The sequence below is a fragment of the Ureibacillus manganicus DSM 26584 genome (assembly GCF_000772945.1).
Taxonomy (GTDB): domain Bacteria; phylum Bacillota; class Bacilli; order Bacillales_A; family Planococcaceae; genus Ureibacillus; species Ureibacillus manganicus.
Genome location: NZ_JPVN01000024.1, coordinates 14,412 through 35,963 on the forward strand (window position 1 = coordinate 14,412; position 21,552 = coordinate 35,963).

At 34.9% G+C, this 21,552-nt stretch carries 25 protein-coding genes, 1 tRNA gene and 1 pseudogene; 3 read left to right on the forward strand and 24 right to left on the reverse strand.

The window, feature by feature from the left end:
- Nucleotides 1-55 precede the first annotated feature (55 nt).
- From CD29_RS15740 to norA, 3 genes are all read right to left on the reverse strand, one after another.
- Nucleotides 56-328, reverse strand: a complete 273-nt coding sequence (locus tag CD29_RS15740) for a hypothetical protein (protein ID WP_036188972.1) — start codon at nt 326-328, stop codon at nt 56-58.
- A 190-nt stretch (nt 329-518) separates the two neighbouring features.
- Nucleotides 519-1,553, reverse strand: coding sequence for an LCP family protein (locus CD29_RS15745; protein ID WP_036188975.1), 1,035 nt, complete (start codon nt 1,551-1,553; stop codon nt 519-521).
- Nucleotides 1,554-1,968: 415 nt separating this feature from the next.
- Nucleotides 1,969-3,165, reverse strand: a complete 1,197-nt coding sequence (gene norA, locus CD29_RS15750; RefSeq protein WP_036188978.1) for a multidrug efflux MFS transporter NorA — start codon at nt 3,163-3,165, stop codon at nt 1,969-1,971.
- 111 nt (nt 3,166-3,276) lie between these two features.
- On the opposite strand from norA, the gene CD29_RS15755 reads away from it, so the two are divergent.
- Nucleotides 3,277-4,104 carry a MerR family transcriptional regulator gene (locus CD29_RS15755; RefSeq protein WP_036188981.1) on the forward strand — a complete coding sequence of 276 codons (828 nt, stop codon included), beginning with the start codon at nt 3,277-3,279 and terminating at the stop codon, nt 4,102-4,104.
- 202 nt (nt 4,105-4,306) lie between these two features.
- Here CD29_RS15755 and CD29_RS15760 read toward each other — a convergent pair whose 3' ends face one another.
- The 7 genes and pseudogenes from CD29_RS15760 to CD29_RS15790 all read right to left on the reverse strand — a co-directional run bounded on the left by CD29_RS15760 (nt 4,307) and on the right by CD29_RS15790 (nt 9,353).
- Complete coding sequence (locus CD29_RS15760; RefSeq protein WP_036188984.1) at nt 4,307-4,534, reverse strand: hypothetical protein; 228 nt, start codon at nt 4,532-4,534, stop codon at nt 4,307-4,309.
- A 260-nt stretch (nt 4,535-4,794) separates the two neighbouring features.
- A complete protein-coding gene (locus CD29_RS20520; protein WP_036188987.1) occupies nt 4,795-4,944 on the reverse strand; it encodes a hypothetical protein in 150 nt (49 codons plus the stop codon).
- Nucleotides 4,945-5,085: 141 nt separating this feature from the next.
- Nucleotides 5,086-5,919, reverse strand: coding sequence for a hypothetical protein (locus CD29_RS15770; RefSeq protein WP_036188988.1), 834 nt, complete (start codon nt 5,917-5,919; stop codon nt 5,086-5,088).
- Nucleotides 5,920-6,114: 195 nt separating this feature from the next.
- A pseudogene (locus CD29_RS15775) lies at nt 6,115-6,581 on the reverse strand (SAM-dependent methyltransferase).
- A 60-nt stretch (nt 6,582-6,641) separates the two neighbouring features.
- Entirely contained in the window at nt 6,642-7,016 is a 375-nt protein-coding gene (locus CD29_RS15780) for an iron chaperone (protein ID WP_036188990.1), read from the reverse strand.
- 114 nt (nt 7,017-7,130) lie between these two features.
- The gene (locus tag CD29_RS15785; RefSeq protein WP_036188992.1) at nt 7,131-8,348 is read right to left on the reverse strand and encodes a TolB family protein; all 1,218 of its coding nucleotides are present in this window, start codon (nt 8,346-8,348) and stop codon (nt 7,131-7,133) included.
- 81 nt (nt 8,349-8,429) lie between these two features.
- A complete protein-coding gene (locus tag CD29_RS15790) occupies nt 8,430-9,353 on the reverse strand; it encodes an alpha/beta hydrolase family protein (protein ID WP_036188994.1) in 924 nt (307 codons plus the stop codon).
- 381 nt (nt 9,354-9,734) lie between these two features.
- Here CD29_RS15790 and CD29_RS15795 point away from each other — a divergent pair, with 381 nt between their 5' ends.
- A complete protein-coding gene (locus tag CD29_RS15795; protein WP_036188996.1) occupies nt 9,735-10,226 on the forward strand; it encodes a hypothetical protein in 492 nt (163 codons plus the stop codon).
- 106 nt (nt 10,227-10,332) lie between these two features.
- Here CD29_RS15795 and CD29_RS15800 read toward each other — a convergent pair whose 3' ends face one another.
- From CD29_RS15800 to CD29_RS15810, 3 genes are read right to left on the reverse strand one after another with little or no spacing between them, the layout of a single operon-like run.
- Nucleotides 10,333-10,884, reverse strand: coding sequence for a manganese catalase family protein (locus CD29_RS15800; RefSeq protein WP_036188998.1), 552 nt, complete (start codon nt 10,882-10,884; stop codon nt 10,333-10,335).
- A gap of 20 nt (nt 10,885-10,904) precedes the next feature.
- Nucleotides 10,905-11,183, reverse strand: a complete 279-nt coding sequence (locus CD29_RS15805) for a spore coat protein CotJB (RefSeq protein WP_036189001.1) — start codon at nt 11,181-11,183, stop codon at nt 10,905-10,907.
- A complete protein-coding gene (locus CD29_RS15810) occupies nt 11,180-11,410 on the reverse strand; it encodes a spore coat associated protein CotJA (RefSeq protein WP_036189004.1) in 231 nt (76 codons plus the stop codon). Before CD29_RS15810 ends, CD29_RS15805 begins: the two co-directional genes overlap by 4 nt.
- Here CD29_RS15810 and CD29_RS20525 point away from each other — a divergent pair.
- Nucleotides 11,399-11,557 (forward strand): hypothetical protein, encoded by a 159-nt coding sequence (locus CD29_RS20525; RefSeq protein ID WP_169716196.1) that lies wholly within the window; start codon nt 11,399-11,401, stop codon nt 11,555-11,557. The two genes, CD29_RS15810 and CD29_RS20525, sit on opposite strands and share 12 nt — an antisense overlap.
- 32 nt (nt 11,558-11,589) lie before the next feature.
- Here CD29_RS20525 and CD29_RS20820 read toward each other — a convergent pair whose 3' ends face one another.
- The 11 genes from CD29_RS20820 to pruA all read right to left on the reverse strand — a co-directional run bounded on the left by CD29_RS20820 (nt 11,590) and on the right by pruA (nt 21,505).
- Complete coding sequence (locus CD29_RS20820; protein WP_268871004.1) at nt 11,590-11,724, reverse strand: hypothetical protein; 135 nt, start codon at nt 11,722-11,724, stop codon at nt 11,590-11,592.
- Nucleotides 11,687-12,085 (reverse strand): hypothetical protein, encoded by a 399-nt coding sequence (locus tag CD29_RS15815; RefSeq protein ID WP_036189006.1) that lies wholly within the window; start codon nt 12,083-12,085, stop codon nt 11,687-11,689. The genes CD29_RS20820 and CD29_RS15815 overlap by 38 nt, the downstream gene beginning before the upstream one ends.
- A 128-nt stretch (nt 12,086-12,213) precedes the next feature.
- Nucleotides 12,214-12,285, reverse strand: a tRNA-Asn gene (locus tag CD29_RS15820).
- Nucleotides 12,286-13,560: 1,275 nt separating this feature from the next.
- Nucleotides 13,561-15,891, reverse strand: a complete 2,331-nt coding sequence (gene helD / locus CD29_RS15825; RefSeq protein ID WP_036189010.1) for an RNA polymerase recycling motor HelD — start codon at nt 15,889-15,891, stop codon at nt 13,561-13,563.
- A gap of 384 nt (nt 15,892-16,275) precedes the next feature.
- Nucleotides 16,276-16,836, reverse strand: a complete 561-nt coding sequence (locus CD29_RS15830; RefSeq protein ID WP_036189012.1) for a hypothetical protein — start codon at nt 16,834-16,836, stop codon at nt 16,276-16,278.
- A 42-nt stretch (nt 16,837-16,878) separates the two neighbouring features.
- On the reverse strand, nt 16,879-17,847 hold the full coding sequence (locus CD29_RS15835) for a 2-hydroxyacid dehydrogenase (protein ID WP_036189014.1): 969 nt from the start codon (nt 17,845-17,847) through the stop codon (nt 16,879-16,881).
- Complete coding sequence (locus tag CD29_RS15840; RefSeq protein ID WP_052124207.1) at nt 17,837-18,259, reverse strand: NUDIX hydrolase; 423 nt, start codon at nt 18,257-18,259, stop codon at nt 17,837-17,839. Before CD29_RS15840 ends, CD29_RS15835 begins: the two co-directional genes overlap by 11 nt.
- A 27-nt stretch (nt 18,260-18,286) precedes the next feature.
- Nucleotides 18,287-18,472, reverse strand: coding sequence for a hypothetical protein (locus CD29_RS15845; protein WP_036189016.1), 186 nt, complete (start codon nt 18,470-18,472; stop codon nt 18,287-18,289).
- 2 nt (nt 18,473-18,474) lie between these two features.
- Nucleotides 18,475-18,891 (reverse strand): HIT family protein, encoded by a 417-nt coding sequence (locus CD29_RS15850; RefSeq protein WP_036189019.1) that lies wholly within the window; start codon nt 18,889-18,891, stop codon nt 18,475-18,477.
- A gap of 21 nt (nt 18,892-18,912) precedes the next feature.
- Nucleotides 18,913-19,119 (reverse strand): hypothetical protein, encoded by a 207-nt coding sequence (locus CD29_RS15855; protein WP_036189022.1) that lies wholly within the window; start codon nt 19,117-19,119, stop codon nt 18,913-18,915.
- Between the two features lie 754 nt (nt 19,120-19,873).
- Nucleotides 19,874-21,505: an L-glutamate gamma-semialdehyde dehydrogenase gene (pruA, locus tag CD29_RS15860; protein WP_036189025.1), complete on the reverse strand. Its 1,632-nt coding sequence runs from the start codon at nt 21,503-21,505 to the stop codon at nt 19,874-19,876.
- Between the last annotated feature and the right edge of the window lie 47 nt (nt 21,506-21,552).

Here is a 21,552-nt window from a genome sequence, read left to right on the forward strand (position 1 = left end):
CAAAACAAAAGAAAACCTGCTATTTCATATCTTGAGCAGGTTTTCAATAATGATCTTATAATGGTTCTTTATCCATTATTTCTCCATTTTCGGTAGTCCAAATACGGTAATATTCCCCGTCCATTTCAACCAGTATGACGTATTCTGAAAACCATTCTCCCCAATGTCCAATACTGTTTATTTTATTTATTTTCGTAATTTCAGGGTTATTTTCATGCACTTTTGCCATTACATGATCAAGCTTGCTGTTTGTATATAACTGAATTGAAAAATAAGTAATTAACACTAAAGCACTAATAAACACTAGAATTGCCAATACTTTTTTCAATGATTCTTCTCCTAATACAAGACATTTATTAAGATGACGCTAATAATTGGGAAATGTTTCATGTAAATCAATTATTTAATAAGCATAAAGTAATTTAGAAAAATAAAAAAGTATGTTTCGAATTTGACCAAAACACACTTTTATAAACATTGGTTAGTAACTACATATAATTTAATTAGTCCGTACTTCCCTAATTACCATATGAGCTTGCACTTTCATTTTTTTCTAATGTGCTTGATAAGTTTGAAGAGTCTTCAATTAAGCCGAGGTGACTTTTTAAAATCGTTTGTGTTTCAATAAGATTTTGTTGATCTAAGACATAGATGTACGCACCAGTGTATGGTTGCTCCCCATTACCACCCTTTAGTGTCAAAGTATCAATTTGAGGCATTCCACCTAGTAAAATGGAGAAAAACGATTTCATTTCTTCAAAAGTCATATCTGTTTTCATGTTTGAACCGACTGCATCAATAATAGAGCCGTAACTACCTATCGAAGTGATATTCGTCGATTTACTAGCAATTGCTTTTAATAGTTCTTGCTGACGTTTCCCTCTATGAACATCACTATCTTGTAAACGAGTTCGTGCGAATGCTAAAGCTTCACGCCCATCTAAATTTTGCCAACCTTTTTTCAATTGAATTGTATAGTTATCATTTTCATCGAGTTCTAATCGATCGTATGGTACTTCTACTTCAACTCCACCTATTGCATCAACCACATCAATAAATGCATTAAAATTCATCTTTACATAATAATCAACAGGAATATCTAATAGTTGTTCAACGGTTTCGACTGACGCAAGTGTTCCACCAAATGCATGAGCATGGTTAATTTTATCTTTATATTGAACGTATGGTATGTATACATATGAATCTCGGGGAATACTTAACATTTTGATTGTTCTATCGTTATTATTCAACGTTGCCAAAATTAAAGCATCAGAACGAGGTCGACTATCTTGTCGTTCATCACTATCATCCACGCCAATAAATAATATGGATACACTATCATTGGCTGGTTCTACTTTTGTTTCACGCTTATCAGAAATCGGTCGTTCCTTAATTTCCTCATAAGCATCTGTCACTGCAATTTCGGCTTTTTTTGTTAAATAAATAGCATATGCTGTTAAACAAATTAATAAGGACCCGCATAGAATCACAGCTATTTTAAGCGAAAATATTAACTTTCCTTTACCACTTTTCTTTTTTGTAGTTCTTCTCATTAAAATCCTCCTTATATAAAATGAAAAAGTGACATAAATTTCTTTAAAAACCATTCTTTAATGTTTATATTCTTATCAGTGATAATCCTTTTTTGTTTTAAGAAGTTCTATACATTCTTTTGATTTTGATTCGTGTCTGTAATGTAGTTATTGGAACAATTGTACTATTAATACTATAATCATCTTCTATTTTGTATTATTATTCAAGTTCTTTCCAAGTATTTTAATATTTTCCTAAGATCCTAAGGATAATTTTTGATTAGTAGAACACTTTTATACTTTTTATCCTTCTTATAAGTAGACTCATAAATTTACATTTAGTAACATACAAAACACACTTCTTGATGTGAAATGGTCTAAATCCTATGACTTATAAAAAAAGCGCAAACCTTTAAATTAGGCTTACGCTTGTCTATTAATTCGCAACTGAAGGTTTAATTTCCTTCACTGTATTTTCTCTTTTCTTCCAAAACAGAGTAATTACAATTCCAATTATGAGTACTATTGTTGCAAAATAATATGGATAGTTAATATCAATATCGAATAACATGCCCCCAAGAATTGGCCCGCTAATATTTGCTAAACTTGTAAACATAGAATTCATGCCGCCCACAAACCCTTGTGCATTTCCAGCAATGTTGGATAAGTAAGTTGTTACCGCTGGACGGAATAAATCAAAGCCAACGAAGACTATAAACGTCACAAGTAAAATGGCAAAGTACGAATGAACAACCGTCATTAAAAAGACGAGGATAGCCGATAGTATTAGACTATAGCGAATTAGTTTAATTTCTCCCCAAATTCTAGTGAGTCGATCAAATAACAACACTTGCGAAATGGCTCCAAAAATACCACCACCCATAATCACTATGGCAATGTCCTTCGGTGTGAATTGGAACTTATGATCTACAAATAAGCTAAAGAATGATTCAAAAGCAGCCAAGCCAAACGAAGCAATAAAAATTAAAATAAACGCAATAAAGTATCTAGGTTCAAATACACGTTGTATTCCGGTCTTTTCTTTTGTTGAACCTGGTGTTTCTATTGTTTCTGTCGAACGTTCTGGTTCAGTAATAAAAATAATCGTCAAGATTGCAGCTAAAGTACCTAATGCCCCTGCAAAGAAAAATGGAATACGCGTTCCAAACTCCGCTAAAAATCCACCAATCCCAGGTCCGATGATAAACCCTGTACTAATAGCACCAGACATATATCCGAGCGCTTTTGGGCGAGTTTTTTCATTTGTAATATCTGCAATATAGGCCGTTACACCTGGCATAATAAATGCAGCACTAATTCCTCCTAATACCCGGGAGAAAAATAGCATTCCGATATCTTTTCCAATCCCAAACAGAAATTCAGAAATACCGAAAACAAATAAGCCAATCACAATCATAATCTTTCGACCAAAGCGATCTACTGCTTTTCCTGCAAACGGCGAAACAATTAATTGGGCAATGGCGAAAGATGCAGTTAAATACCCTATTGTTGTTCCATTTATATTCAATTCATTCATTAGTGAAGGCAATACAGGAATTACAAGCCCAATACCTAAAAATGCTATGAATAAATTCAATAATAGTAACCCTAATGTCATACGATACGACTTCATTTAATATTTCTCCTAACATACGATTCAATACGAATAGTCTTGATTTGTAATTACAACAGACTTTATCCTAGTATATATAGTAACTATATAGTCAAGGTGTTGATGTAAAAATTGAATAAAAAAAATGTAAAATATTTAACAACCGGTGAATTTGCCAAACTTTGTAAAGTAAACAAACAGACATTATTTTACTATGATCAAATTGGACTGCTTTCTCCTATTTATAAAAATGAGAAAGGTTATCGTTATTATTCATTAAACCAAATTGAGTTATTCTATGTGATTGATTTATTAAAAGAGCTTGGGATGTCGCTGAAGGATATTCAATTGTATACGCAAAATAAATCTCCAGAAAGTTTCTTAGCTTTAATGTATCAACAAAAAGAAGAAATTGGGAAAAAGCGACAGGAAATAGAAATGAAGGAAAAACTTATTGAGACGAAAATCGCAATAATAGAGGAATCACTTAGTGTACCTTTCAATCAAATTACACTTCAACATTTACCTGAAGCGACATTATATTTGAGCAGAAACATTGAAGATACTACCGATGATGAATTTGTCGAAGTAATTTCAGAATTTATCGAAGAATTGAATGAAGCACAATTAGATACGGGTTTTCCAATTGGTGGGATTACAAAACGGAAACACGTGTTAAATGGAGATTATTCAAAATATACCTATCTATACATCGAGCAGCCTCAACCAAAGGAAGGCTATCCATATTTTAAGGCTGTAAAAGGCGATTTTCTCATTGGCTATCATATCGGAGAAGATACAACCATCTGCAGTACTTATGAGGAGATGTTTTCAGAAATGAAACGGCTGAATTTGTCTTTAGGAGATTATGTATTTGAAGAATACGTATATGATACTCTTGTAAAAAATCAGAAAGAACAGTATGTAACGAAAATTATGATGCAGGTAGTCGGAAACTAAAAACGAGAAGATGACAAGCTTGGAGAAAATTAACCAAGCTTGTTTTTCATTTAACCTTTCCTTCTAATGAGCTCATATTTATCCTCTATTTATTCTTCAAGGTTTGAATCTATATTTGCCTCCTTTAGTTTAGGTGAGACTCAATATAAATAATCAAAACTTTTCTTAAATAACCATAATAAATTTGAACTAGTTCAAGTGACTAGATTCTTTTTTTAACATCTTCTCTTATTAATTCAATAATATTATCTGATAAATTTGCTGGAAGAGACGTACCATCTTTAAATACCCATGCATTAATTATTTCAAGGTCTGCTTTTTTAAAAGTAATGCTATAATCTTTATTTTGAAAAGAAAAATCAGTAGTCACGAATTCTTCACCATCAAATTCATCATCAATAATCATGTTTTTTATTTCATAAGGCATCATGAATATTCTCCTCGATTAATCATTCTTTTATTTAGAGTGAACTTTATATTTATCTTTATTCACTATTTTCAACTAATCTACACAGATTATTTTAAGAAGAAAAAGCAACCGCATTTTTTAAGTAACGCACCTTTTCATGAAGAAAGACGCTTTCCTTATTTAGAAAGGCGCCCCATTGTTGAAGTTTATTAATTGACTAAAGTCTTCGTTAATTCAAGAAGAAAGTACCCTATATTCATTCTTACTATGTTTAATTCATATTATTTATCTGTTTGATTTTCCTTCTTTTTCAAATACTCCGCACGTATTTTTTCAAGTTGCTGCTTTTTATCAAATTTGGAAGGCTTGTTTTTTTCATGATATTTTGTCACAGCTACCTTACCTTTGGTATCCAATTGATATTTTCCCACTTTGTTCACCTACTTTTCATATCTTAAATGAGTGAAAATACTCTGGGGATAAGATATTCTCCAGAGTATTTTTTATTTAAACAAGTATCTTAAAAAAATCATCCTTATCCATCGTGATTGCTACAAAAATTTTTATTATTTTTAAATCCCTTTAATACCACTATCTTTTAAAAACCTGATACTATCAATTTTCCATGCATCTGCAGGGGAAAAACGGAATAAGTTAATATCTCCTTTAAAGTATTTTCTTTCTGAATTATTACTTTCCCATTCAATTTCAACTGGCACTTGAAGACTTAATTTATTTACTAGTTCTTCAACAGGAATAATAGATATACGTTTCAAATTTATATTTTCAATCGATTGAATATGTTCATTCCAGTCAATTTGCTGAAGGGAGATGGTTGAGATTATCCGGGAATCCTGCTGCTTGAATCCAGCTACATATGCATTAATTAGTTCATATGGGTCTGCGCTGGTAACATACTCTTGAAGTTTGCCTGCTGCTTTTAAAATCATTAATTTATGTGATAAATCCATAGAGTTTGTGCTGTGGGTCTTACTTCCATAAAAATGGATGCAAAAATGTCCAGGAAAATCATTTTCTAATGCACCAGGACCATGTGGCATCCCATGCATTGAAGCCGCAATCCACTGATCGCGATGAATAACAATAATAGCTCTTCGTTTCCAGCTCCATTTTCCGCCATATATTTCTTTCATTATTTTCGTATCTTTCGAAGTCAAGGGCTGAACGTCCGCATGGTGGTATCCTGCACGACTCTGCACCTTAAACATTTTCCCTGTTTCCACATCCAATACTGTAAACTTGCTGTACTTTGGCAAAATATCATACACTTTTTCCCAAGGGAGCATTTCAATCTGGATGCCCATATTTTCATCTTTTGCTAAAACATTAGAACAGTTAATGAACAAGGTAATTGTTAAAAGAATGATTGTAATTACTGATCGCATTTATTCCACTCAATTTCATTATATTTTGAAAAAGCTTTAGCATACAGAAAGCTTTCCTAAAATAGTTTGGATGTATTCATCACTTACAACCTCTTTCTTCACCGCAGATTGAAAAGGAGTTAATGTTCCTGTTAATGCCAGTTTCATTCCATAATCTGTAAAAGGTTACTTTAAATTGCGTTTAAGAAATAATTACTAGTAATCTCCCCAATAATTTTCCATCAAAGAGATTGACCAATTGGGTTGACTCACTTCATTCTTAGGTAGAAATTCTTTCATTACAGGCTTAATGTCTATAATTGGAGTTCCGTCTATTGCATCCAATCCTTTAACTATAATCGCTCGCTGTTTTAGTTCAAGAAGTTCGACAATAGTTACACCTAATTTATTTGGTTTATTTTTTCCTCTCTGAGCAAAAATTCCAACTTCAGGATACTCTTTAATGTTTCTAGGATGTCTTGCTCCATAGTGAATTTTATCATCTGATACTTTATCAAAGTAAAAAAAGATTTCTAAGTGTGAGAATTCATCAATACCTTTCAATGAAGCCTCATTTATATTTTTCGTTATTTCAATTGTTGATATGATTGAACCCCAATTATCATCGATAATATCTTTTCATTATTATTTACAAATGCAATCGGTTTGATGGAATAATGCATTTGTTCCTTCCCCTCCTAACCAGACTTATTTAACCGACCGAACCCCTAGTTTACGTTGAGTTAATTTTTCCGTCTCTTTACCTCAGCTTTTTCTTTATTTTCAGCTACTCTAAATTTTACTATTTTGCTTATTAACTCATAAGGGATCGGCTTTTCAATCGGGAATTGAATTGCCCCTTTTGACGTTTTATATTCTGATAACTCCTCTTTAAAGCGTTCAATCCCATTAGGTGTTGGATAGAAACCTATATGGTTTTTGTATGCTGCAAAATGAACTAAATTTCTTTCTAATACAAATGTGGGCATACCATAACTAATTTTTTCATCTGCATTTGGGGCTATTTCCTTTATTTCCTTTCTAATTGTATTTAAGATTTCTTGTATATCTTCGGGAAACTGTAGGATATATTCATCAATTGCATTCTTTATTTCCATTGGGGTTTTATTTCTCCTTGTTACTGTATTCTCTTACCACTACTATAACAAAAAAGGTCCCTTATATAGGAACCTTCTTTGTAATCTTCCTAAATTGAATCGACGTATCATTAGTTAGTTAATTTTTTCGTAAAAAGTAGGTGCCGTACCAACATTCTGAAGCCACAATCGTTCTTGTCCGTGAATACTCGGTTTCATCCATACATCATATTGATTTTGGTTTGGGGAATGTCGTAACCAAGTGACGTTAGAATCAATTACTTGAGGTGCAGTGTCGATTTCATTGTCTTTTGGAAACGTCATTTGCTTTTGTTCTCCGGTTTTAATATTAATTAGATAAAAAGCCGTATACATCGTAGGAACAGGTCCTTCTTTCCACTCTTTATTTTCCTTCGCCCGTGCAACAATGATTTCATCCTCCGAAAACCACTCAATATCAAGGTCAACAAATCCTGCTGGAGTAAAGTTTGTTGGCTTTCTTGTAGAAGGAATATCTTTCACAGTCGCGTTCTTATTCTCAACAAAAAATCGACCCTCACCTGAAATATATGCAAGCTGATTTTTGATTGGTGCCCATTTAAACCAATCGTAAAATCCAAGCATCTTTGTGACCATTTGAAAAACCTTTCCGTCGCTTGATAGTACACAAAGTGTATTGCTGTCCATTGACCATGAAGCTGTTGGAGTTGCCATAAAACTTACCCACTTACCGTCCGCGCTCCATTTAAAATCTTCTGCATCTATTGCAAAAAAATCATCCGTCATTTTTGGTAATGTATAAAGAGTTTTAACTTTTGCTGTATCTAGTTTTGCATCTACAGGTATTTGATAAATACTTACAGGCTCCCATCCTGTAGGAAGCAAGTTTGATGTAGAAGAAGCAATAAAAGACTGTCCATCTGGGTACCATTCATAAGACCCAACACCTAGCGCAACGTTTTCAAATCCATACGGTCGCCCGTTTTTTATTTTTGTGACGTTTAAGAGTCCTTGATCTTTAAAGGCAATTACATTCGAAATTGGAGACCACTTAAAACTCGTTGTTTCCATTGAGACTGGCTGAAACGTTTCTTTTTCTATCGTATCGTATATAAACAAATGCTGATTTGACCCGTCTTCTTCACCTTTCAAAAATCCAAGAAATCGCCCATCCTTTGACCACTGTGGGTTATAAGCAAAATGGTCCTTTGTAATTTGTATTTCACTGTCACCATCTTTAATCCAAAGGTGATGATCTCTGACAAATGCAGCCTTTTCATGAATTTCAGCAGATGCATGGATCGAAAACCCAAAAGTGAAGATAATTAAGAAATATACTATTTTGAACGCCATTAAATTCCCTCCTTTTGTTAGGATGGTTGATTTAATGGTTAAAATTCCTTTACAAATACAAATCCAGCAAACTAATCTTCCTTAGTTTGATAAAATCCATTCTGCCATGTCATTAATTACTTGTTGGTCAACTTTCTGTGGAATTGCATATTCCTTTTTTATTTTCATAATGTTACCGTATACAGAGTTCATGAATAAATGGTTCAAGTTCGGGTAAAGTTTGAACTTCGCATGTTCTTTGTCTTTCAAAAGTCCTTTATATCCTTCAAAGTCTTCGGTTATGCTCGCTTGAACATCCTTTTCACCTAATATAATGAAAATTGGTTTCTCTAATTGTTTTAGATAGTTACTTGCAGGGCTGGCTCCCATTTCTTTAAAGTAATATGCTCTGAGATTACCCAATAGCTTAGTAGATTTTGCTTGCTCATCTGTTAGATCATAGAGATTGTCGAATTTTTTGGAGAATGCGGCAATTTGTTTTTTTGCTATCCATCTTAATAATTTATTTAGAGAATTTAGTACTGCATCATTTTGACTCATCATGATTTCTTCTAACTTCCGTGGAGAACCCGCCATTATGATTATGCCAGCAAAATTTCCACCCTCTGCATCAATACGAGGTGCCAACATCCCACCAAAACTATGACCAATGATGAAAATTTTGTTCGGATCAATTTTTGGATGTTTTCTTAGCAATTCTGCGGCACGGACTGCATCTTCAATCGTTTCTTCTTTTACCGACAGTCCAGGGTCATCTTTCATCACTTTACCATACACAAAAGTTCTTTTATCATACCGTATACTTGCAATTCCTTTTTCTGCCAAACCTTCTGCGATGTCTTTAAAGAACGTATTAGGTCCAATTTGTGCATCCATATTACTTGGGCCTGAACCATGAACGAACACAGCTACTGGATACAATTCATTTGCCTCATTTGGAATCGTCAACATTCCGTTAAGTGGGTATTTTGTATTAGAACCGATTACAATTTTCTCTTGAATCATTTAATGCCTCCAATTATTTAGTTTCCATGAATTATTCGATAAAAATACATATTAACCCTTCTTAGACTGAAGTTTATTCTAGTTATTTTATCTTACATACAATTATTTTTTGGTCCAAAAAAGGTGTATTGGATATTGTCCTAGTTCTCATAAATTTCCATTATTTAGATTATTGTATGAATAAAGGTTTAATGCATAAATACCTATCTCATTTAATAATTTCTTTCTGATCATACTTCGTGATCAATGTAGGTTTTGTTTCACTGAAGATACTGTTATATCTTAAGCGAATTAACACATCAACTCATCGTTCCCAATTTCTGTTAAATGTATATTTCAGTTTTTTCAATGTGGTGCTACAATTAATAAGGGGGTGTGTTGTTGAATAGAAAACGATTGAAATTTATCGTTCTCTTGTTAGGAGTTGTCCTATTAAGCTTCTTCCTTTATAACTACCGTTATGGAGATACAACAATTCCAGAAATTGCACAGGAGTCGTATCAATATAGTACAATTGACTCTTTGACAGCTGGGTTTCTTTATGTGATTGAAGGAGATCAACAGTTTCGAATTAACCTTATTGAAGATGAGGCAAAAAAGATTATTGAGGCATTAAGGGATGCTGTTGTTCAGGGAACTGATGAAACCTACAGTCCTAAACGCTCTGAAACACAGTACTTAATTTCCCTAGAGGATCCTAAGATGAAGACTGAACATATTTCATTTAGCATTTACCATGATCCTACTCAGAATGAAGCTATTCTCTTTCCATTTATCGTAACTCGTTTCAAACCAGAGCAGTATATTGCAAAGACGGATTATTTATATAGAACGATTACTAGTATTGTAACCGAAAGAGCTTCCTCCAATTGAAGAAGCTCTTTTATTTTTTGTTGGAGGAATGCCAAATTTATTCACAATTGACTCTTAGTGCTTTTTCACTTACCTAGTTTGCGCGGTCAATATTCTAATTTTTAAATCATTGCCCTTCCTTTAAAATTTCAAGGGCTTCTCTAAATCTTTGGGAATGGATTATTTCTCTTTCCCTTAAAAATCTCAGGCTATCATTTAAGTCTGGATCATCAGAGAGGTCTATCATCCACTGATAGGTTGCACGTGCTTTTTCTTCAGCAGCAATATTATCATACATATCAGCGATTGGGTCACCTTTAGTTTGTATATATGCAGCTGTAAACGGTACTCCTGCCGCATTCGTATAGAATAATGCACGGTCATGATTGACATAGTGCTCCCCAAGTCCCGCTTGCTTTAACTGATCTGGTGTTGCATCTTTTGTAAGTTTATAGATCATCGTAGCAATCATTTCTAGATGTGCTAATTCTTCTGTTGCAACATCCGTTAGTAAACTAATTAGTCTATCGGGTACAGAGTATCGTTGATTCATATAGCGTAAGGCTGCAGCTAACTCACCATCAGCACCACCATATAATTCGAGTAAAAATTTAGCCAACATTGGATTACAAGTGCTCACTCTTACAGGATAGAGAAGCTTTTTTTCGTAAAACCACATTTTCTTTTCCCCCTATTGTGTTAGACTTGCCACGGCCATGGGGTATCGTTCCATTCCCATGAACAATCTGTAAAGCCCCTACCGAAATTGATTAGCAATCCAAAATCAATGTCAAATTTCATTTTTAATTTAATACTCTTTTTAACTGTTTCATTAAATTGATTAATAGCTTCCTGATCGTTTGGGTGAGTGTCTAAATATAGATTCAATTCAATTAAGATAAAATCAATGGCTTGAATTTCTTCTAATCGTTGATAGTATTCTGGAGGTAGTTGAGGCTGTTGCGGTTGTTGATTCATGATTCTTCCTCCCCTTCTACAGAATTCGGTTTCGGATATGGGCTATAAAGTGCTGGCCATAGTGTTCCACTACGTAATGCTTCGCTTGCATTTGGGTATTGAGGCAATCCAGGTGGTTGGAAGCCTATATAGAGGTTTGGAGGCGTAGAATAATATTTAACATTTAGTGGGGGACATGGATCAAATGGACTTACATACGGGTTCCACTTTTTAAAATGGGAATGCATGAGATCATCCTTCCTAGTGTTTTAAATTCAATTCATCATATGTCATCTGATTTGTATCAACTAAACTATCGTTGGGATGGTGGAAAAAAAACAAGTGAAGATGTGAAACAAAAAAGCTCCTCGTTTTCACGAGGAGTTTTTGATTAATCACACAGAGATAGTTCTAAGCGCAAACATTTTTATGTAGAAATAATTTGGCACAACGCCACTTCAATTTCTTCTAGTGTGTTTTGCTCTAAAATTTGGATCAATTCTTCTTTTAAGCGTTGTCGTTCGTCATCTGAAAGTGTTTTCGTTGGTTCGTATGGATTCATGCTGTTGTTCCCCTTTTATGTTGCTCCAAATTAAACTAATCTTCTTTTCCACTTGTTTCTTCAATGCATCCCCTTGATAATGAAATGTTAAAATTTCACCCCGGCAAAGAAAAGAATACATACACTCGTTTTTGTTCGTTGCTTGATACTTTTCAAATTTTATCCCCTGTTTTAAAAGAGCTCTTGCAGTCCTTTTAAACTCTTCTTTTAATATGTTGATTTGCTGTTCGCAAAGTGAAATATAAGGTCGTTTTACTGTAAATGATTCAAATAGTTTCTGATCATGCTGCAATGATTTGATAGCTAATTCTAGAATGACGTATAAATGAATCGTTTTTTTTATATCTGAATTTAACTGCATGCAGCTCCCTCACTTTCTATATATCATTATAGGAACATTTGTTCTATTTTTCAAGTGGATGATTTTGGTTAGTTGAATAAAAAGAGCATGTTCTGAGAAAATCTCAAAACATGCTCTTGATGGTATGACTCCGAAAGTAGGACTCGAACCTACGACCGATCGGTTAACAGCCGATTGCTCTACCACTGAGCTACTTCGGAATAGTAATATTTATGTCCCTCAAATATAATGTACAATTAGTATTAAATTTATACATCGACTTGATGAAATTTCTTTCGCCATTTTAGGACAGATTGAGCGGCTTTCAATCGGAATTGAGCGATTGATTACCCTTATTGAGCGACTTCCCCCGAGAATTGAGCGACTTTGGCCGAGATTGCATTTATTGAGCGGAATTTTTCACGAATTGAGCGGCTTTTGATTGGAATTGAGCGATTGATTAACACAATTGAGCGGCTTCCCCGAAAATTGAGCGACTTTAGCTCTGGTGGATTTATTGAGCGGAATTTTTCACGAATTGAGCGGCTTTCAATCGGAATTGAGCGATTGTTTACCCTTATTGATCGGTTTCCCCCGAGAAATAAGCGACTTTGGCCGAGATTGCATTTATTGAGCGGAATTTCGCAATAATTGAGCGGCTATCAATCGGAATTGAGCGATTGTTTACCCTTATTGAGCGACTTCCCCCGAGAATTGAGCGACTTTGGCTAAGTTTGCATTTATTGAGCGGAATTTTGCAATAATTGAGCGGCTTTCGATCGGAATTGAGCGATTGTTTACCCTTATTGAGCGACTTCCCCCGAGAATTGAGCGACTTTGGCTAAGTTTGCATTTATTGAGCGGAATTTTGCAATAATTGAGCGGCTTTCGATCGGAATTGAGCGATTGTTTACCCTTATTGAGCGACTTCCCCCGAGAATTGAGCGACTTTGGCTAAGTTTGCATTTATTGAGCGGAATTTTGCAATAATTGAGCGGCTTTCGATCGGAATTGAGCGATTGTTTACCCTTATTGAGCGACTTCCCCCGAGAATTGAGCGACTTTGGCTAAGTTTGCATTTATTGAGCGGAATTTTGCAATAATTGAGCGGCTTTCAATCGGAATTGAGCGATTGTTAACCCTTATTGAGTGACTTCCCCAGAATATTGAGCGACTTTACTCTAATTAGATTTATTGAGCGGAATTTCTCACGAATTGAGCGGCTTTTGATTGGAATTGAGCGATTGATTAACACAATTGAGCGGCTTCCCCGAAAATTGAGCGACTTTAGCTCTGGTGGATTTATTAAGCGGAATTTCGCATGATTTGAGCTACTTAGCCATAGAATTAAGCGACTTCCCCAGCGATATATGTAACAATAACAACTTTCTATTAGATTAACTTCTTAAGCATCAAGTGAATTTTCGCACGCTTCAAAAAACAGCCCAATCCCTCAATTTTCACATCGAGGAGATTGGGCTCTTAATCACTGAAAGCTAAACTTGAATAAATCCTTCATCAAGCGCTCGCTGTAAAAATGGCGTTGGTGTTCCTATACTATAAAGCTCCAAACAATGCATAGCTCTCGTACAAACTGTGTAGAAAACTTTTCGTAAACTTTCATCCCCATATACATTTTCCGATGCATCATAGATGATGACCGCATCAAATTCAATACCTTTTGACAAATAGGATGGAACAATGACTATTCCTTGCTCGAAATCAAAGGAACTGCTCTTGAGTAGTTTCATTCCATCAATGTGGGACAAGGCTTCATAAGCACGTGAACTTTCTTCTGCAGATTTGCAAATTACGGCAATACTTTGGTAACCATGGTTTCTTAATTCCTCAATCTTCAGGGCAATGCTACTGTGCAACTCATCATAAGTATTTATTTTTCTCAATACAGGAAGTTCCCCATCTCGTTCAAAAGGAATAATTTGTTCCCCATTTGGAACTAATCTTTTTGTAAATTCAACAATCGGTTTTGTTGATCGGTAGCTTTTGTTGATGGTAATTAATTCGGCTTGATCTGGCCCATAAAGATTTGTAAGTAAGTTAAAATTATTTTTGTCGCTAGAGTGGGCGAAAATTGCCTGATTAAAATCGCCAAGTACGGTCATCTTTGCCGCAGGAAATAGTCGTTTTAAAAACTCAAACTGGAATGGTGAGTAATCTTGGGCTTCGTCAACAACGATGTGTTTGATCGAAGAATTTGTATGAAAGCCTTGAATAAGTTCTTTTAACAGTAGAAATGGTGTTGCATCTTCGTAAGATAGTTTTGCATCATCTACCAATTCAATTGTTCCTAGGCAAATTGCATCCCACTCCTCCGGTATTTCCCCTTCTAACCAACGAGAAATTTTAGCCCTGTCTAAAAACAGTTGTGTATATATTTCTTTATAGTTAATGAATTGAAGTTTGCGGATTCGTCTTCGTAACGGTTTTAATTTTTGCTGAACGATTAAACGTGCCAGAGCTTCTGGCTCCATATCATAATCGGCAACTGCATCCTTTTTATAGCCTCGTTTTTCCGCCAAGGTAATTTGAGCTTTATAGTATTCCTCATTACTCAAAAGCTCGATTTCCTCCTGAACCCAAGCCTGTGCCCATTCGTATCGTGTCTTTTCTTTTACTTGTTCCAAAATCCAGTCCTTCAATTTTTCCAATCGATTATGGAAACGCAACTGTGTGTCATGACTGTAAAATCGATCAATGATTTGTTGTGATGAGATAATTGGTTTTCCTCTGAAGGTAATATCCTTAAATTGCATTCCTTCTAATTCCAGTGACTGTCTATAGGATAGTATAGCGTCAAAAAATTGAATTGAAGCCTTAAAACGAATACTCGCTAATCTAGAACTATAGAAGGGCGCACCATGAGATGTTAATACATACTCTAATTGCTCAAATGGACTTTCAACTTCAAACTCATCACTTAAACGATTGTATAGATAATCTTGAAACGTCACCTGTTGCATATTTTCTTCCCCAAGCTCCGGTAAAACATTGGAAACGTAACTACTAAACATGGAATTAGGAGAGAATAAAATAATTTGGTCAGCATTCATGCGATCGCGATATTTGTAAAGTAAATAAGCAATACGTTGTAAGGCCACTGATGTTTTTCCACTACCTGCCGCCCCTTGAACAATAAGCAACCTTCCTTGATCGTGTCGAATAATTCGGTTTTGCTCTTGTTGAATGGTTGCAACAATATTATGCATCTTTTTGTCAGTAACTTTACCAAGTACTTGCTGTAATATCTCATCGCCAATCGTGATACTCGTATCGAACATCGATTGAAGAACGCCGCCGCGAATAATATATTGCCACTTTTTCTCCAATACCCCTTCGACTACACCCCCAGGAGTTGTGTATTTTGCAGGACCAGGCTGATAATCGTAATACACACTAGAGATTGGTGCCCTCCAGTCATAGATCAGGAAATCTTCCCCACTCGCATCAGTAAGCGATGAAATCCCAATATAAATTTGTTCTGTTGCAGGTAACCCATCTTCTAAAAAATCAATCCGTCCAAAATACGGGATTTCTTGCATTTTGGTTAATGTTGATAAGCGCTTGGATGCATGCTTATGAGTGGTTTGAATGACAGAGAGTGCTTGTGCCTCTTGACGCAAACTGATAATCGTCTCCAAATAATCATCAAACGTGTCCGTATTCACCTTGACCTCATCCCAAAAGTTTTTACGTGTTTGAATCACTTCACTTTTTCGTCTACCAGTTTCGTCTTCCAATCTGTTGATTTCCTTAACAAGGATCTTGATGACACTATCTACTCGTTTTTGCTCTAGTTCCCGGTTCATAGCTACACCCCTTAAAAAAATAAGATAAAACAGTTGACTTTCTCCATGTATGCATTGTATAATTAAAATAGGGATAATATACTTAAATATTAAATTACAATGCATATCTATATAAACTTATCACGTTCTCATATCTTTTTCAATGACTTTTTGTAATTCTATAAGTATTTCTTTTTTTTTTGCATTTTTTTACCCCAACTCTGTCATCCCTTCACAATCCATTCGTAATCATTTTCTCTATTATTCCGTCTTCCTATATAAAATAGTCATTTATATTTTTCCAGTAAAATAAAAAAACGTTACCCCTGTTGGATAACGTCGCCATTCATTGGTTAAAAACTTCGGGATTTTTCTGTGAAGTACGTAACCTTCGTAGATTGCGTTTTAGAATTCCTTATTACTAAGCTCAAACTGGGCAATTTCTTTATCTTTTATCGAGACAATGATTGTTGCATCCAAGGCAATTTCTTGTAGCTTTTGCAATTGTTTGGTGGAAGGTGTTTTAATTCCGGAGTTTTCTGTAATCTCTATTAATATAAAGTCTAGCGTAAATTCGCCAAGCTCATTTGGTTCGAGTATCGGCTTACTCGTTTCTCCAGCGCCGAGTTTTCTCCCTTTTTCCTCAAAAATATTTACACCCAACATTTCTTTAGAAAGTGTTAGTAAATTTTCACCTGGCTCTAACGTGACCTGCAACCCTTCATCGTAATTAGAACCTTGTAATTTACCATATCCGCCAACAGCATCTACACCAATATTCTTTAAACTAAAATTGTAACTTAATATATTAGGAAGAATCATTTCTCCGTCATGTTCAGTTGAAGAAAATCCTACGATCGTTGTTTCTTTGATCGCAACTGTAGCATCGACTAATTCTAAAGTGATCTTATTTGAGCAACCTGACAATAGTAGTAAAATGATGACACATAGCAAAATAAGTCTCATTCATTTCCCCCAAATATTAAAAGATTTAAAATCAAAAATGCTTCATTGTTTATTCACAAGATTCAATGGCATCTCGCCCCTTATAGCCTGAACTAAATTATCAGCCGCAAGATCAGCCATTTTCATGCGAGTTGCGATACTTGCACTTCCTATATGAGGTAAAGTCACGACGTTTGGTAATGTTAATAAAGGATGGTCCGTTGATATAGGTTCTTGTTCAAATACATCTAATCCCGCAGCCCATATTTCGCCTTTCACAAGCGCTTCGTATAAATCAGATTCGTTAACAATCCCGCCTCTTGCTGTATTTATGAGAATTGCATTTTTCTTCATTAATTTAAAGTGTTCTGCAGTAATGAGGTTTTTCGTCTCTGTTGTGTACGGAGTCATAACAAGAATAAAATCTGACTCTCTAAGTAATTCCTCAAAAGGAACATAGGTAGCCCCAAGTTCCTGTTCAACTTCGAGCTTCCTGTTTCGGTTGTTATATAAGAGTTTCATATTAAAGCCTTTTGTTCTTCTCGCAACCGCTTCACCAATTCTCCCCATTCCTATAATCCCTATAGTAGCTCCAAATATATCTTGCCCTGTTAATAGATTTGGCGACCAAGTCTGCCATTGCCCAGCTCTCAAAAAGTCAGAAGCTTCTACTAATCTGCGAGCGGTAGCCATAAGTAGCGCGAACGTTAAATCCGCAGTCGTTTCAGTTAAAACATCAGGTGTATTCGTTACCAAAATCCCCTTTTTTGTCGCAGTTTCAATATCAATGTTGTTATACCCGACCGCCATATTACTAATTACTTTCAAATTCTTAGCTTTTTCTAACAACTGCGCATCAATCGATTCTGTTAATAAACAAAATAAACCTTCCACTTCTACAATTTTAGTCTCTAACAAATCTCGAGGTATGGGTATGTCTTCCTTTTCCCAAATAAACACATCAGCCACTTCACGAATTTTATCAATGATTGGTTCAGGGATTCTTCTAGTTATTAAAACTTTAGGTTTCATCTAGTTCCACTCCATTATCTCTAAGATTTCTTAATATATTAATCAAATATGGCCTATCCTCAGGGAAGGATAATTCTAAAGATTTTAACTCCTCGATAGATTTCCAAGCAATATCGTATATCAATTGGTCAGGATCCTGAAAATTTCTACTTCCACCAACAACTTTCGCAAAAAAATAATGGACTTCCACAAATTCATTTTGCTTCACGTAAATTTTATCTTCAATTTCTACGATGTAGCCGGTTTCTTCTCTCACCTCGCGTACACAACATTCTTCAAAGGTTTCTCCGCGCTCTTTTCCTCCAGAAGGTGTTGCCCACAGCTTATTTTCATCTGGTTTTCCTTGCAAAACCATTAACAATTCCCCATGTTTATTTATACAAATTGCTGATGAACCGTACCATTTTTGCATAGATTGTCACCCCATTTAGTACACCTTTTAATCTATTAACATTTGTTTAATGTCCTCATAGTACTCTTTAATGAAATAATAGCTACCATCTGTGTCAAGGATTGTCTCTAGCGCAGAATTATAGTCTCTGCCTTTTTCCTCCCAGACGTGGACAATATGATTTTTATTAATAAGTGTCTTTGTTCCATCTGACAAAGTTAACTCGATAAACATAATCAGACATCTCCTTTTAAATATTCAGTTTTTAAAGTTTTACCAATAGCAATTAAATCTTCTTCCATTACATCGATATCGGGCTCAACCCATGAAAAGCCGTCATTTTGAAAACGCGGGAATACATGCATATGATAGTGGTCGACATCTTTGAAAATTCCATTATTTTGCATTATCGTTATTCCGTCTGCTTGAAATGTTTTTTCTATTACATTTGCAATTTTCTGTGCAGTTATTATTACGTTATATAAAGACTCTTGATCAACATCTGTAAATTCTATGTAATGCTTTTTAGGAATAACCAGAACATGGCCTTTATTTATCGGATTAATATCTAAGATGCAACAAACATGATCGTTTTCATGGATAATATAAGCTTTTTCCCTTTTAGTAATAATTTCGCAAAAAATACAGTTCATAGTTAATGCCTCCTTTTGAGACTAGTGACAGGTACATAAATCAATTAATATTCCATCCAACTTCTCGAATAGGTCCTTTATTAGTTTTCCAAATGTATTGTAGATTAAATGATCTCTAAGTTCAGGATCTGTTGAACCTATCTGATCTAAAATTCTTTCAATTAAATGATCCATATTACTAGTTTGTATGGATTGATCTAAGTTTAACAATTCAGTTTTTAGTGTCATTTTCAATTACCTTTCTCGGATTTCCCTTTTAAATAGTTGATTTTCAAAACTCGAGATTAATAACACCAGTTGATAACAAGCGTTATCCTCTTGATTACTATTCGACACAGATTTCATTAAATCCTATACAAACAAGTTAGATGAAACTATTTAAATACTACTTCGTATATAGATTAGACCGTTATTTAACGAGAAAAAAGGAGAAATTGATTGTTTTGAATAGTTGAATGAAAGTTTTACTTATCTTTGTTTATTTTGTTACAGTTGCTGATGCTTATTATTCTACTCTCTTTGTAGAACCAAAAAATCCGCCTAAATTCCAGATTTCTCAGGTGTCTTTACAATCCTCTGAAACAGGTACTACTCTACGGTAACAAAGTTAATAAATTTACATTTATCATAAAATTAGTAAATTTATGTGTTGTAATAAGTATTACTAAGATTAATACTCTATTTTCATTACTTATAAACAACCATTATTTTCGAACTGTAATATTACGAAACTGAAGCGTTGGCATAAAAATATATTTACAGAGTTTGGGGAGGCATAGAACCTCCCTTTTTCATTTTATAAAATCGCTAATGTCTTATTTGTTATTTGTATAATCTGAGGAAATATAAACTTCGGAATTATTATGAAAATCTTCGGGATTACTTCTCGAGACTTCGGGATTATTGATTAAAACTTCGGAAACAAATACCGAACACATAAAAAAAAGCCGAAAGCATCGCGCTTCCGACCTCTTTAAAATATTTATTCTTCGTCCATAAATGGATAAGCAACATCTGTTGTTGGTGCAAAGTTTTCTTTAATGACGCGAGGAGTTGTCCAACGAATCATGTTGAAGACTGATCCTGCTTTGTCGTTAGTACCTGAACCACGAGAACCACCAAATGGTTGTTGGTTAATCATTGCACCAGTTGGTTTGTCGTTAATATAGAAGTTGCCAGCTGCACCAGATAAACGGTTTTCTAAATGAACGATTGCTTGGCGATCTTGTGCAAAGATTGAACCAGTTAACGCATACATAGACGCTGTATCTACTAGATCTAAAGTATCTTCTAAATTATCATTTTCATAAACATAGATTGTTAAAACTGGACCGAAGATTTCTTCTGTCATTGTTTTGAAGTTTGGATTTGTTGTTACGATAATTGTTGGTTGGATGAAGTATCCAACAGAATCATCATAAGTTCCTCCAGCAATAATTTCTGCTTCCTCTGATTCTTTCGCATAGTCGATATAGTTTGCAATTGAGTCAAATGCTGGTTTGTCGATAACCGCACCCATGAAATTACGGAAATCACGAACATCCCCAACTTTGATTTTTGCTACTTCTTCTACTACACCATCTTTTACTGTTTCCCAAAGGCTAGCTGGAATGTAAGCACGAGAAGCTGCAGAACATTTTTGACCTTGGTATTCAAATGCACCACGTACAAGAGCAGCTACCACTTTGTCAGCTTGTGCTGATTCGTGAGCAAACACGAAGTCTTTACCACCAGTTTCCCCTACTAAACGAGGATATGATTTGTAGTTTGCAATGTTTTCCCCAACTGTTTTCCAAATCGTTTGGAATGTTGCTGTGGATCCAGTAAAGTGGAATCCAGACATACGTGGGTCTGTTAATACGATATCAGAAACTTGTGAACCACGTGATGGGACAAAGTTAATAACACCTTTTGGTAAGCCTGCTTCTTCTAAAATGCGCATGAAGTAATAGTTTGCTAGAATTGCAGTCGATGCTGGCTTCCAAACGACTACGTTCCCCATCATTGCAGGTGCAGATGGTAAGTTTCCACCAATTGCTGTGAAGTTGAATGGTGAAATCGCTAACACGAAACCATCTAGGGGACGATAATCTGTACGATTCCAGACATTTTTCATGCTATCTGGTTGGATTTGATACACTTGGTTTGCATAATCTACACCAAAACGTAAAAAGTCTGCCAATTCTTGTGCAGCGTCGATTTCAGCTTGAATAGCTGTTTTTGATTGACCTAACATTGTTGCTGAGTTTATAAGGTCACGATATGGACCAGAAATTAAGTCAGCCGCTTTTAAGAAAATTGCAGCACGGTGTTCCCATGGCATATTAGCCCATGATTCTTTTGCAGCCATTGCTGCTTCTACTGCATCACGTAATTCCTTTTCACCAGCTTCTGAATAGTTTGCTAATACATGTTGGTGATTGTGCGGCATTACTACTTGTTTTACTTTATCAGTTGTTATATTTTGACCATTAATAATTACAGGAATTTCAACTACAGTATTTGATTGACGCTCTAATTCTGCTTTTAATGAAGCTCTCTCTTTTGTTCCTGGCGCATACGTGTTACCAGGTTCGTTTTTAGGAGATGGGATCTTAAAAATACCGTTACTCATGTTTTCACATTCCTTCCTAACTATTTTATTCTCTACCACTATATCAT